Raw genomic sequence first — 14,473 nt, 5'->3', positions numbered from 1 at the left:
TCATCTTTATTTAGTATGATATTATGCATAGGTAAAAGGTTAATAAGGAGGCTTCTTATGAATAAATTATTCCGATACGCTGCTGCAGCAGTACTCGTTGCATCTTTTGGCATGTTAAGTGATTATACAGCTGATGCAGCGAAGTTTTTAGAATCTCCAAGAGAGGTTACTATTGTAAAACCTGAGTTGCCTGAGATTCCTCAAACCGCTATGGTAGCGCCTGATATGCGCGTACGCTTCTTGATTGATAAAAAAGGTAATGTTAAAAATGTTTTCGTAGAGCGCTCTTCTGGATATGCTCCCGTTGATGAAGCAGTAAAAAAAGCAATTTTGCAGTGGAAGTTTACCCCTGCTATTGGCACAGATCAAAAGGCACACGAATCCATTATTGGGATGACAATTACTCTGCCTAAGCAAGCTGTGAAAGCTAAATAAGGAGAAAACGATGAATAAAGTGTTGCGTTGTATTATATTAAGCTCATTGTTTGTAATGAGTATGGTAGCTTCTGTGTTGGCAGCTCCATATGATCCACCAGTAGCTATAGCTACACCACCTATTGACCGAGCATTGCTCGCGGCCTATGGTGAAGCTGCTCATGGTGCAGATATACGTTTTACCATCAAGGAAGATGGTTCTGTAGGGGACGTTGAAGTTGTCTCATCTAGTGGCTCTAGTGCTCTTGATGCAGCCATTGTTGATACTATTTCTAAATGGAGATTTAGTCCTGCCACAGATTCTAATGGTAAACCTGTAGCATCTTCTAAAACTGAATATATTGATTTTAAAAACTAATTAAAGACACTTATAGAGAACTGCACCCTAAAACTTGGACACAACTTTTGAGGTGCAGTTTTTGTATGCTAAAATATTCTTAAAAATAAAGTAAAGTTATTTATTTTCATAATATTTGATTCGTAAATTTTAAAAATAAATCAAAATTGTATCTGTAGCAACTGAAAATTACTTTCAAAATGATATAATGAAAATATAATTATAGATTAGCCCGTGGAGGTATAAGCATATGAATCCATTAAAACAAAAACTAGATATTAACAATGAACGTTACAGAATTATTGTGTCCATTAAAGAAGATTATTTAGATGGTAAATTGTCCTTAGAAGAGGGCAACCGCATTTTAAAAGAGAAACTAGGTACTTGTACACCTGATGAGTTTGCTTATGCAGAGCAAAGCTTGAAAGGTGTTTACAAGGACGAAGAAATCCTAGAGAAAATGGATGATCTTTTAGATTTATTTGACGGCGTTTTAGTACGTGCCGAAAATGAATACCCTGAAAACCATCCGTTGTGGGCATACTTGGAAGAAATCAACGCTGTTGAAAAGGTAGCCCTTGAAGCAGACAAATTGTTAAAACAAGAGAAGTTTATAAAAAATCCGTGGCTTGGCGTTTTTGATTCCTTAGCAGAGTGGAGAACGCATCTGTCTCGTAAGCAAAATCAACTGTATCCAATGCTTGAGGACCACGGTTTTGACCGCCCAACGCGCATTATGTGGACCTTTGATGATGCTGTGCGCGATGCTATCTCTGCATCCTATGCATTGCTTCGGGAAGATAAGTATGAAGAATTCCTAGCGTCTGTGCCAGAAACTTTGGCGAAATTACGGGATTTGAATTCTAAAGAACTAGAAGTCTTATTGCCAACGTCTTATAAATTGTTGAGTGACGAAGAGTTTGTTCGGATGAGTAAAAATGACCATGAAATTGGTTATGCTATTATCAATGCGCCAGGTTTATATGTAGTGCCAGGTATTAATGATTCTGCGGCGCAATTGAATGGTAATAATTCAGCTCAAGGTGGTGCTGTATCTAACGAATTCTTAAATGATTTAGCCGGCTTGCTATCTAAATATGTAGGCCCTGTTGGTGGCGCACCCGTTGGTAAGGATGCAGTTCTCGATGTAGCCACAGGTAAATTGACATTAGAGCAAATTAATTTGTTGTTCCGTCATTTACCGGTAGATTTATCCTATGTAGATGAAAATGAACTAGTTAAGTTTTATAGCGATACGGCACATCGTATTTTCCCTCGCAGTGCGAACGTTATCGGTCGTGAGGTGAAGAATTGTCACCCCGCAAAATCTGTTCATATAGTAGAGGAAATCGTAGAGAAGTTCCGTTCTGGCGAACAAAGCCAAGCGGAATTCTGGATTAATAAACCAGGCTTGTTCATCTACGTTATCTACACCGCAGTACGCGATGAAAATGGTAAATTCCGTGGCGTATTGGAAATGATGCAAGATTGTACTCATATCCGTGAACTTGAGGGTTCCCGTACATTGTTGACTTGGGATAAAACTGATTTTGTAGGCGATGGTGGTAAAGAAAAATCCTTGGCTCAAGAGGCAGCAGAAGAGGTAGAAGAAGAACCATTAACAACTGATGCAAATGGTCGATTCCATATCGATGCAAAAACAACATTATCTAATCTAATTAAACAATGCCCAGATATTGTAGATCATTTGATTTCTTTAAATCCTAAATTCGAGAAATTAAAAACACCTATGGTAAAAGTAATGGCTAAGGTAGCAACAATCAAGATGATTGCAGAGCGCGGTGATTTTGAGGTAGATGATCTAATTAGTAAAATCGATGCATTTATCAATAAAGATAAGAAATAATTGTATTTTTTAAACGTGAAAGAGGCAAGTGCTTAGGACCTTGCCTCTTTTTCGTTTTGCTATTTGACTAGTTGATTTGTAAATAAAACTAGTTACTTTGTAACTATGTTTATTTTTTTAAGGTGTTCTATTGAATACTAATGGTTTTATGCAGCTAGGTATTAATTTATTACATTACAAATGTGTTGCACTAATTCAAAATAAACATACATTAATTTTCTATAAATAATCTGTTTTATGTATACAAATTTGATTGAAAAGGGTAAAATAGAAAATAATGAAAGTATTTGCCTAAGCAGTGTTTTCATATACAAAATTACTTCTACAAGAGAAATTACTAATATATTTAAAGGTGAGGATCTAGATACTATGTCTACAAGACGCGTTTGGAAGCAAAGTGAAATCAAAACAAACCCATTATTTTCTATGATGCGCAGTACAATTGAAACTGCATTCTATGGGAACAATGTAACTCCTGTAACATCTGTGGCACAAGCGTATCAATTAGCCTCTGAAGAGCCAGGTGTTATCATCCTCGATATGCCAGTATTTAAACCATTAGAGCAAGGCTTGCCAGCTGATGCAAAGGTTCTTGTTACAAATGATGGTAAAACTACTGGCCGTTATGCTAAAGCTCGCCGTATTATTGGCGATGAAGGCATAGATGAAGTTGAACTCGCTAACATTGCACGCGATGCAGTATATGATAGCCGCAATAAAGAGTGGATTTCTGCGGAATCTATCGTTGGTCTTGATAAAAAATTCACAGCTCGTGCTCATTTGATGATTCCAAAAGATCACGCGTCTATTTTGTATTCTTGGCTTATGAACTTTAAGTTCTTTGATGCGGCTGTAAAAGAGTTCTACAACGATAGTGTGGACATTCCGGAAGGCGATATCTATATTTACTCTGATCCTGATTATGTTGTGCCAGGTCATCCAGGTGGTCTTGCTATTTTTGACCCTGCTCATAACTGTGCCATGATTCTTGGTATGCGCTACTTCGGCGAGCATAAAAAAGGTACGCTTACACTTGCGTGGTCCTTGGCGAACCGCTTCGACTATGTTGCATGCCACGGCGGTATGAAACGTTACAACCTTGAAGGTGGTAAAACATATACTATCGGTGTGTTCGGTTTGTCCGGCTCCGGTAAATCTACGTTAACTCATGAAAAACATGATGGTCGTTATGATATTTCTATCTTGCATGACGACGCGTATGTTATCAATACAAACGATTTGAGTTCTATTGCTCTTGAACCTACATACTTCGATAAAATGCAAGATTATCCTGTGGAACATCCTGCTAATGAATTCTTGTTAACACTACAAAACGTAGGCGTAACAATGGATGAAGATGGTCGCAAGGTTGTATTGGCAGAAGATGTGCGTAATAGCAATGGTCGTGCTATCAAATCTCAATTCTGGACAGACAATCGCGTAAACTACGTTGGTGAACCGGTTAATGCCATAGTATGGCTTATGAAAGATAAAACTTTGCCACCTATTCTTAAAATTGATGATCCAGTATTGGCATCTACTATGGGTGCTACACTCGCTACACGCCGTTCTACAGCGGAAAAACTTGATGCTCACGTCGATCCAAATGCACTTGTTATCGAACCTTACGCAAATCCATTCCGTACATATCCATTGGTTCGTGACTATGAAAGCTATAAAAAACTGTTCTGCGAATGTGGCGTTGAATGCTACATCATGAATACAGGCTTCTTCTTGGAAAATAAAATTCCTAAAGAAGTTACTCTCGATTTGTTAGAGCGTTTAGTAGAAGGTACATTAGAATTTAAACCGTTCTGTGAATACGAAAATCTTTCTTATGTAGAGGTTCCTGGTTTTGAACCTCCATTCGAAGTACGCGAGTATCATCACCAATTGCACCAAGCTTTTGAGTTCCGCTATGATTATGTAGAAAAACTTAAAGGTCATAAAAACGAATTACCTCAAGAAGTATTGGATGTACTTAAATCTTTAATGTAATCTAAAAATTAAAAAGGGCTGTAATAGAATGCGGTTTTACCGCATACTATATGTAGTTCGTTTAACTTATAAGACATACCAAGAAATTTAGGTTTGTAAGGCACTAAATTTCTTGGTATTTTTTTATTTTCCCCATGTATATGTAACGTATATTTTAGTAATATATAGTTATAATAGAAATAATGTTTTATTATAAGACTTGTATATGTACATAGTTATAAGGACTCGTATATGGACATAAAAGACATTAAATATATTAGTACCATCGTTGAGATGGCATCATTTTCTAAGGCATCTAAAAAGTTATATATTTCTCAGCCGGCGTTGAGTCAGGGAATTCGTCGCATTGAAGCAGAGCTAGGAGTTACGTTGTTTGTTCGTGATCGTACAAAAGTCGTGCCAACGGCTGCGGCGTTACAAATTGCAAAAGAGGGCATGCCGTTAGTTTTAAAGGCGGAGGCTTTAACGCAATCTATCATTAATCAAGGCACAGATGTAGCCTATCATGTGCGTATCGGCTTGTCTCAATTTTATGGACATCATATGCTCGGGAAAACATTGAAAAGCTTTCAACAGATTGAACCGTCTTGGGAGTTCCATGTTGTAGAGGGTGAATCTCACTTCTTGGAACAGCAAATTTGTGATGGTTTAGTAGATGTAGGGTTATTCCCAACGCCGATTTATTCTCAGGATCTTGAAAGTTATCCCGTTTTAGATGAGCAGATTTTATTGGCCATTAGTGTGGAAAATAAGAAGGCTATAGCCATTGCAGATTCTCTCATGACTGGTGATGGAATTCGAGAAATTGCACCCTTTGGAGCATTTCCGTTTATTTTGCTAAGAGAAGGACTCAAATTACGGACGTTGGTAAACCGTTTATGCCAAGCGGAATGCTTTGTGCCCAAAGCCGTCATTGGCTCTGAAACTCTAGATTCATGCCGGTCCTTGGTAGAAGATGATTATGGTATTACATTCTTGCCGAGCACGCTCAATAGCAAGGGGGATGACGATAAGGTTAAATTCTATCCTCTTGCATCGAAACTTTGTTTCCGCCAATTAGTTCTTGTGGCAAGGTCTGATCGGGCAAAACGTTTCCATTTATCTGAAGTAGCACATATCATGCAGCAATTTTTGTAGTGCATAGGTATAAAGATATTTAGGTGGCATATCCTGAGGGGAGGATCATATTAATAAATTAATAATTAATACATAAATTAATACGTAAATCAATCAATTAATCAATAAAATAAAGAGACTAATTCCTGTAAAGTTTAGGAATTAGTCTCTTTTTATTTATGAAAAGAAACTGAAAAAATCGAATTTAATAAATATAGTAATTATCATATTCTTAGATATAGATGCGTCAAAAATTTCTCAAATTTTAATTGACAAATGTCTTTTCAGAAAATATACTTAAAGTGATTTAAAACATATTTAGGAGATAGGACTTAAAACCCATCATTGTAGTGGATTTAAAGTGAATTAAAAGTAGAATATGTTTTTTGTTTTTATTGGTTGGCCTATGTAGGCCCCTAGGAGGTTTCAAATGAGTAAAGATGTGGAAAATAAAAATACCCATGAACACAATCATGGTGAACAACATGGTCACGACCATAATCATGAACATCATTGCCACTGTGGCGGTCATGATGATCATGGTCACGACCATAGTCATGCAAAGGCTCTTCCGACGGATAAATGGGTGCCACACACTCATGAACCAGGGGTACCTCATGAACATGGTGTAAATGACTACATGAAAGCTGTTGCTGAGTATCGTAAAACATGGCCTACAAAACAAGATGTAATTGAACAAACACCAGATCCTGCTGTGCGTGAAATGATTCTTCGTATGGAGCAAATCGGTTGTGATACGGTATTTGACCGCTTTGATAAACAACAACCACAATGTACATTTGGTATTGCTGGTATATGTTGTCGTATCTGTTTCATGGGCCCTTGTAAAATTACACCTAAGAGTCCTCGTGGTGTCTGCGGTGCGGATGCTGACCTCATCGTAGCTCGTAATATGACACGTGCTGCTGCAGGTGGTTTGACTCAACATGGTGCACATGCTCGTGAAATCTTGATTTCTTTGAAAGCTGCTGCTAATGACCAATTGGACATTCCAATTTTAGGGGAAGAAAAAATCCGTACTGTATGTAAGGCTTTCAACATCCCTGAAGAAGGTCGTTCCTTGAAAGAAGTGGCTAATGATTTAGCAGATGTATTGCTCGAAGATTTGAGCCGTGCATTGCCAGGTGAATATAAAACAATTACAGCTATGGCTCCTGCAGAGCGTCGCGAAGTTTGGAAAAACTTGGATATCTTGCCTGTTTCCGCATACAATGAAGCCTTTGATGCATATCATCGTACAACCGTAGGTACAGATGGCGATTGGGAAAGCAATATGAAACAATTCTTGCGTTGTGGTCTTGCTTTCACATTCACAGGCGTAGTAGCGGCAGACATTGCTACAGATGCATTGTTCGGACAAGGTGGTCGTCGTACTTCCAAAGTTAACATCGGTGCCTTGAAAAAAGGGTATGTTAACATCGCTGTTCATGGTCATTTACCAACATTGGTATCCCAAATTTGTAAAATTGGCGCCTCTGAAGAATATTTAGAAAAAGCAAAAGCTATCGGCGCTAAAGGTATCCAATTCTACGGTATCTGCTGCTCTGGTTTGTCCAGTATGTACCGTTATGAAAATGTTATTCCATTGTGTAATGCTATCGGTGCTGAGCTTGTACTTGGTACAGGCGCTCTTGATTGCTGGGTAGCTGACGTTCAAGACGTGTATCCTGCTATCATGGACGTAGCACGTTGCTTCAACACAAAGGTTATCACTACGTCTGATGCAGCTCGTTTACCAGGTGCTGAACACATCGGCTACGATCATCATCACACTAACTTGGCTGAAACAAAAGATTTGGCTCGCAAAATTTTGGATCGTGCTCTTGAAGCGCATGAATTGCGTAAAGGTATGCCTGTATTCATTCCGCCATACGAAATCACAGCAGAAGTTGGCTTCTCTCCAGAATCCACTGTTAAACATTATGGTTCCTTCAAACCATTGGCAGAGGCTTTAAAATCTGGTAAAGTTCGCGGTATCGTTAATGTAGTAGGTTGTTCTAACCCTCGCGTTATCTACGAAAAAGCTACTGTAGATATTGTTGATACACTTATTAAAAATGGCTGTATCATCCTTACAAACGGTTGTGCATCTTTCCCATTGATGAAACTTGGCTATTGTAATACAGATGCTAACAAGAAATGTAGCCCTGCATTGCAAGAGTTCTTGGGCGATGATCAACCACCAGTATGGCATGTGGGTGAATGTGTAGATAATGCGCGTTCCTCTGGTATCTTCGGCGGTATTGCTGCAGAACTTGGCCTTAACTTACCTCAATTGCCATTTGCTATGTCTAGCCCTGAATGGTCTAACGAAAAAGGTATCGATGCATCCCTTGGTTTCCGCTTGATGGGGATTAACTCTTATCACTGTGTTGAGCCACCTACACAAGGCTCTGATGCCGTTACAAAATGGCTCAAAGAAGACACTAAAGATATCTTAGGCTCTGTTATGTATGTAAATACGGATCCTGCTAAAGTAGCTGAGAAAATTTTGGCAGATATCGATGAAAAACGCGCTGCTTTAGGTTGGGCTGAAGTAAAATAGTAAGATAGAAATTAGTAAATTGTAGTTTATAATAAAAAACGCTCAAAAGCGTAATGGTTATTGTATTTCCTTAAGCTTTTGAGTGTTTTTCTTTTTAAGAGAATATAGTATTACTTGTTAATTCGTGAGTCCTTATAAACCCTTTACTATTAACCCTTATGGTAATATGTATGTAGACTTAACAATATGTATAAGTTTATGAAGTAACGAAAAAAGGACTCTGTATAGAGTCCTTTTTCATGTAAGGGGAGTGTTAGTATTAATATCAAATGAAACATGTATTTAAACAAGTAGTAGGTTTGGGGTTAGTATTACTTGTCGGGAGATAAATACACGTACGGTAACCAGGGAATTGTTACCTCTATCTATCATTTGACATTATCATTATAGGAAGGGTAAATGAGTTAAAAATGAAGAAATTTAATAAATTTCTTTAAGTTTCTTATATTTGTAAAAAACATGGTAATTAATTTTAATTATTGTTGATAAATATGGGACAATTTTGGTATTATATAAAGGAGAAGTTGTATATTTTATAAAGGTTTATCCACATTAAGCTTTTATAAAATATACAGCTCAATAGCATGAGAGGGGCAGTCATATGAGTAAAATATTCACCATATTAACACTTTTGTGGCTACTCAGTATAGGGGGGACTACTAACGCAACGGACTGGTACTATGTTGGACCAGATGCATCAGGAAACCAATTATTTATTGACAATGACAGTGTACAGAAGAGTGATTACGATGCGCTTTTGTGGCTGCGAGTTAATGAACTGGGTGGCGACGAATTGCGATATAAAGTTTATATCAGTAGATATAATCGAACCATGGAAACATTGAAGGTAGATGCGTACATGTCAGACGGGACGCCGTATGAGAATGTAGAATTTAATGAGAATCCTGAGCCCATTGCAGGGAACACAAATGGTCAAGCCATTTATATTTTATTATGGAAATAAAAGAACCATCTAGTACAGCAAACTAGATGGTTCTTTTTATGTGTAAAATATTTATAAAGCATTAGGGAATATTTTATATACTACATCCTCTAGATGTAGAGAATGGTATATATGAGGTTTTTAGACTTGAGCTGTATTGCGAGTCAACTCCAAGTCTTGAATCATTTGGAGATCGTCTTGAGGTGAACGACCGCCAGTAGTTAAGTAGCCACCAACCATGATACCGTTTAGGCCACCTTTTAGAGCATAAGCTTGTAAGTCTCGTAGATTTACTTCGCGGCCACCTGCAGTCCGTATCAATGCGTTTGGCAAGATGAAACGGAATACAGCGAAGGTACGTAAGATATCCAATGGACGTAAAGCTTCGTTGCTTTCAAATGGAGTCCCTTTAACAGGATTCAAAATGTTTAATGGTACGGAGTCAATATGTAAACGTTTAAGTTCGAACGCCATTTCTACGCGTTGTTCTAATGTTTCGTTAAGACCAAGAATGCCGCCAGAGCAAACACGGATGCCTGCTTTTTGTGCATTATCTATGGTAAACATTTTGTCTTCGTAGGAATGTGTAGTACAAATATCTGGGAAGTGACTAGGTGCCGTTTCGATATTGGAGTGGTATCGAGTAACACCAACTTCTTTTAATTTGAGTGCTTGTTCGTAAGTTAACAACCCAAGAGAACAGCAGATTTCAAGGCCAATTTCGTTTTTGATACGGCCTAATACGTGGATGATTTGATCAAATTCATCAGGGTTATTAGTATTACGACCACTTGTTACGATGGAAAAACGAATGGCACCAGCCTCTTTAGCTTTACGTGCTGCTTGGAGAATGCTTTCTTCATCCATGAAAGGATACTCCTGAACGCCTGTGTTGTGGTGTGCGGATTGAGCACAGAATTTACAGTTTTCAGGACATTTGCCGGATCGAGCATTAACAATGGCGCATACATCCACAGAATTATCATTGAAATGTTGGCGAATTTTATCAGCCATAGCGAGTAGAATCATAGTATCATCATCTGAAGTATGAATTAGCTCGATTGCTTCTTCTTTTGTAATTTCGCCACCGTTCATGATGCGGTTTGCAATGGTAAGTATTTTTTCGTATGTACCCACTTGGGATGGTTGTTGATCTATTGGCAAAGCCATAATAGCCTCCAGGAAATTGTTAACTTAATAAAAACATAATATATTGACAATTTGATTGTAAACGTTCGCGCATAAATTGTCAACTTAATGCATGAATTGGTTAACAAAAAATATATTATGATTTATATCTTATGATGAAAGAATATGTGCTTATCTTATAATTTATATTTATTAATAGTTAAGAGAAGTTTAGTTTAACTATATCTTTTTGATGCTAAATGATAGTTATTTTTAACTTATCTTTAAGGTTTTGTAGTATAATAAACTATTGTAATTACTATATATAACTATAATAGGAATATTAATGGAGGAGTGGATATAGATGCAGCCGTTTCGATTTATACACTGTGGTGATCTGCATTTAGGGGCACCCTTTCAATATGCTACAGGTATTAGCAATGCCGTTGATCGCGCCGTAAGTGAAGCCACTTATGTAGCCTTAGATAAAATTATTGATACTGCTATTACAGAACATGTTCATGCTGTTGTAATAGCTGGTGATATTTATAATAGCGAAGACCATAATTTAGAGGCTCAAGTCCGTTTTGTGCGCGCCATGTATCGCTTGGCGGAGCATCGTATTGATGTCTATATGGTACAAGGTAACCATGATCCTGCTGAAAGCTGGAAAGCACAATTACAGATGCCAGATAATGTACATGTATTTTCTAGCGAACAGGTACAGCGTTTCCCGCTCATCGTTAACAATATAGAAATTGGTGGCGTATATGGTATTAGTTGTGGTCATGGTAATGAAAGCGACAACTATGCTCGTCAATACAGAGCTTTTGAACGGGATGAGTTTTCTCTTGCTGTTATGCATGGTACTGTAGGTTCTAGCGTAGGCTCTGAAAATCATAATGTAATAGGACCTTGTAACTTAACTGATTTAACAGAGGCTGCTATGGATTATTGGGCATTGGGCCATATTCATAAATCTCAAGTTCTTAGCGAGGAGCCTCTCGTAGTTTATGCTGGTAATTCGCAAGGATTGCATCGTAAAGAACATGGACCTAAGGGATGTTATCTTGTATCTGTATCTCATAATGGTCATTGTGATTTGCGATTTATCGACACCTGCGCTGTCCGGTTTGAGGAAATCAAAATCGATATTGCTGGCATGCAAAATGAAACAGATTTCTTAGAGATTTTGCGCCGTAAAAAAGAAAACTTGCGAAAGCAGCATAAGAAAAACATCTTGCTATCTATCGTTTTGTCCGGTACAGGACCTCTACATCGCCTATGTACGCAAGAGGGGATTCGAAAACTATGGTTGCAAGAGTCTCAAAATGAAGAGAAAGGTAAATCTATATTTGTTATGCCTTACCGTATCATTTCTAATACAAGACCTAGTATTAATCTAGTCGAACGACGTCTATTAACAGATGTAGTAGGTGATTACTTGCGTGCTTATGATGATATGGTAGATGGGGATGCGATACAGACTGCGCGCCAAATCATGGCGGATCGTCCTGAATTTAAGCGCTTAGGTGCATATGCAGATTTATTAAGTGATGAATTATTGGCACGAGCTTTGAAACGTTGTGAAATTGAAGGTGTTACTGTATTGATGGGGGCTAATGATGAACATTAAACGCATACGATTTGATGAATTTGGCCCGTATCGCGACTGGTCTTTCACTACGGGTGACAATGGGGTTCAACTCATGTATGGCCCTAATGAAAGTGGTAAGACATCCTTGCTCGAAGGGATGCGCACCTTGTTGTTTGGTGGTACTCATAAGGCTTATGGTCCTATGACGGGGGCCCTTGATGTGGACCGTAATGGTGAAAGCTACTATATCGGTCGTAAGGGTAAGCAGTTAGACTTTTACAGTCCTGGTAATCCTGCCATCCATGAAGAGCCGGCTCAACATTGGTGGCATGGTATCGATAAAAAAACATATAACCGCATATTTGCGTTAACATTAGACGACCTACAAGGCCTTGATGTATTACAAGAGGTAGAGGTTCGTTCCCGATTCTTTGGTGCCGAAGGGGGAGAACACTTAGGTGGCGCTGTTAAGGATGTTGAAAAAGGGGCTACAGACCTACTTGTAGCATCCTCGAATGGTAAACGTCGCATCAATGTATTGATGGATGAGCTTAAAGAAAACCGCCAAAAGCTGAGTCAGTTAGCGGAGCATGAAGCGCAATATGTAGAATTACAAACCGTCTTTCACAGTACGGAGCAAACCGAAATGGAATTGCAAAATCAGTTGAAAGAATGGAAGGAATATCGGGATGGTATCGATGTAGTATTGCGTGCGTGGGATACGTATCGTCGCAGTGAAGAGGCACGTATGCACATGCAGCAGTACAATAGTGAGCTCGCCTTGAGTCGTGATGAGTTTCTTCGCCTTGATGAAGAAATTAAACGGGCTCGTGACAATATGCAATTATGGCAGGAAAAGGAAGCGGCATTGATGCCGGCTAACTTTAGTCCTGATAGCCCATTTGGAACTTATGGCCAAGATATTGAAGATCTTATTCAACAAGGTGCTAAATGGGAGCAATTACGCCGTGAGTGCGAAGAAGGCGATGCGTACATCCGTAAGGTTAGAGAACAATTGGAGTTTTCACGCACCCTACATTCTGCGTGGCGTCATGATGAGCCAATGGCAGAAGACATCAATTGGTTTGATGGAGAACGTTTGGCCAGTCGTTTGCGCACCGCAAAAGAACAACTTTTACATTGGCAAGACCGCAAACCTGCAGAGGCTACCGATGAGGTGCCGACGGCGAACCTTGAAGGGGCATCCTTACCTAACTTTAGTGAAGAAGAATTAGCTAAAAAAGAATATTTAGAACGTGAATTAGATCGTATCTTAATGGATATAGATCGAGTAGAGGCTAGACGGAATAGTTCTGGTTCAGATGCACAGCCTACAATTCTGCCAAAATGGCTACAACGCATTAGTGGTATAGGTGCTGTTATTGCTGTATTGGTAGTATTAGCAGGCCTGTTGGTTCTTGAATCTGCATTATATACTATAGGTGGTTTTATTTTCTTGATTCTATCTATGGGGCTATTCTGGTATGCTACCTGGAGGCTTCATAATGGTAACTCTGAAGTGTCTAAATTAAACTATGAGTTACAAATTTTATCCTCCCGTAAATCCGATGTAGAGCATCAGCTAGAGGCTTTGATCAAGGCTGCTACGCCTACAGCGAGTCCTGTACCATCCTTAGAAGGGGTGGCACATCTTGAACGTTGGATTCAAGAAGGTCATACATTACAAGGCATTTACGATGAAGCTCTCGCAGCATGGCAAAACTGGTTACCACAAGGGGCGGCTAAGAGTCTCGATGAAGATGATTTCTTTGGCCTCAAACATGAATATGATCAATATCATGAGCAACTACGTACTATAGAAGGCTATGAAAAGCGTTTAGCGGAGCATAAAGAAGGCCTACGTATTATTGAAGACCAAGCGATGGCTTTGTGGTATAACCTTGGGATAGAGGCGCCAGTATCTCCAACAGAGCTAAAACGCATTTATAACCAATATAAGAACTTCCAACAAAATAAGATTGTATGGGAACAAAAGGAAGCACAACGTAAAAGCTTCCGCAATGAATACGATAATTGGCATCGCAAGGAAAAAGAGCTACTCCTTCGTCAACAAGAACTGCTCCATAAAGCTGGTATGGAAAGTTCCAACGAGTATCGTCAACATCTTATCGATGAGGACCAATATAAACAGTGGCAAACCATCTATAAGCAAAGTCAGGTGCAGCTTGATTTACTTGCTCCTGATGCGGAGAACAAAGACTTGTTCTACCGTCGTTTGCGAGAAGGGAACAAGGATAACTGGTTGGATGAATTGGCTCATTCTGAGCGTGAAATAGCCTCTATCGAAGATAAATTGGCTACCTTGTACGAGCGCCGCGGCCAAATCGTTGAAGCCATGCGTACACTTGGTTCTGACCAGGAACAACACCAAATGTTGCAAGAACGAGAGGCTTTACAAAGTGAATTAGAGTCTGCTCTTGAAGATTGGGCTACTCAAGTATTGATAAGCCATTGTATGGATAAGG

At 38.9% G+C, this 14,473-nt stretch carries 10 protein-coding genes; 9 read left to right on the top strand and 1 reads right to left on the bottom strand.

The annotated features are described in order from the left end of the window. Nucleotides 1-57: 57 nt before the first annotated feature. The 7 genes from KHY58_RS07590 (at nt 58) to KHY58_RS07560 (ending at nt 9,283) form a co-directional block, all read left to right on the top strand. Nucleotides 58-435 (top strand): energy transducer TonB, encoded by a 378-nt coding sequence (locus KHY58_RS07590; protein ID WP_024061071.1) that lies wholly within the window; start codon nt 58-60, stop codon nt 433-435. 10 nt (nt 436-445) lie between these two features. Next, nucleotides 446-793, top strand: coding sequence for an energy transducer TonB (locus KHY58_RS07585; RefSeq protein WP_004697914.1), 348 nt, complete (start codon nt 446-448; stop codon nt 791-793). Between the two features lie 229 nt (nt 794-1,022). Then, a complete protein-coding gene (locus tag KHY58_RS07580) occupies nt 1,023-2,639 on the top strand; it encodes a PAS domain-containing protein (RefSeq protein ID WP_278472781.1) in 1,617 nt (538 codons plus the stop codon). Between the two features lie 369 nt (nt 2,640-3,008). Next, the gene (locus KHY58_RS07575) at nt 3,009-4,637 is read left to right on the top strand and encodes a phosphoenolpyruvate carboxykinase (ATP) (RefSeq protein WP_278472780.1); all 1,629 of its coding nucleotides are present in this window, start codon (nt 3,009-3,011) and stop codon (nt 4,635-4,637) included. Between the two features lie 231 nt (nt 4,638-4,868). Continuing rightward, the gene (locus KHY58_RS07570) at nt 4,869-5,774 is read left to right on the top strand and encodes a LysR family transcriptional regulator (protein ID WP_004697697.1); all 906 of its coding nucleotides are present in this window, start codon (nt 4,869-4,871) and stop codon (nt 5,772-5,774) included. 409 nt (nt 5,775-6,183) lie between these two features. Beyond that, nucleotides 6,184-8,319 (top strand): anaerobic carbon-monoxide dehydrogenase catalytic subunit, encoded by a 2,136-nt coding sequence (gene cooS, locus KHY58_RS07565; RefSeq protein ID WP_278467046.1) that lies wholly within the window; start codon nt 6,184-6,186, stop codon nt 8,317-8,319. 601 nt (nt 8,320-8,920) lie between these two features. Then, nucleotides 8,921-9,283: a hypothetical protein gene (locus tag KHY58_RS07560; RefSeq protein ID WP_008603073.1), complete on the top strand. Its 363-nt coding sequence runs from the start codon at nt 8,921-8,923 to the stop codon at nt 9,281-9,283. Between the two features lie 120 nt (nt 9,284-9,403). On the opposite strand, the gene bioB is transcribed toward KHY58_RS07560, so the two are convergent. After that, nucleotides 9,404-10,432 carry a biotin synthase BioB gene (gene bioB, locus KHY58_RS07555; protein ID WP_004694042.1) on the bottom strand — a complete coding sequence of 343 codons (1,029 nt, stop codon included), beginning with the start codon at nt 10,430-10,432 and terminating at the stop codon, nt 9,404-9,406. A gap of 322 nt (nt 10,433-10,754) precedes the next feature. Between bioB and KHY58_RS07550 the strand changes: the two genes are divergently transcribed. Together KHY58_RS07550 and KHY58_RS07545 are read left to right on the top strand one after the other, a co-directional pair. Further along, nucleotides 10,755-12,026 (top strand): metallophosphoesterase family protein, encoded by a 1,272-nt coding sequence (locus KHY58_RS07550; RefSeq protein ID WP_221741401.1) that lies wholly within the window; start codon nt 10,755-10,757, stop codon nt 12,024-12,026. Next, nucleotides 12,016-14,473: ATP-binding protein (locus KHY58_RS07545; RefSeq protein WP_278472778.1), on the top strand; the 2,458-nt coding region annotated here is incomplete at its 3' end. The genes KHY58_RS07550 and KHY58_RS07545, both read left to right, overlap by 11 nt.

The organism is Veillonella parvula (genome assembly GCF_018366295.1).
In the GTDB taxonomy this organism is placed as follows: Bacteria; Bacillota; Negativicutes; order Veillonellales; family Veillonellaceae; genus Veillonella; species Veillonella parvula_P.
Note: the sequence above shows the minus strand (reverse complement) of the source record. Positions and strands in the feature narration are given on the sequence as shown.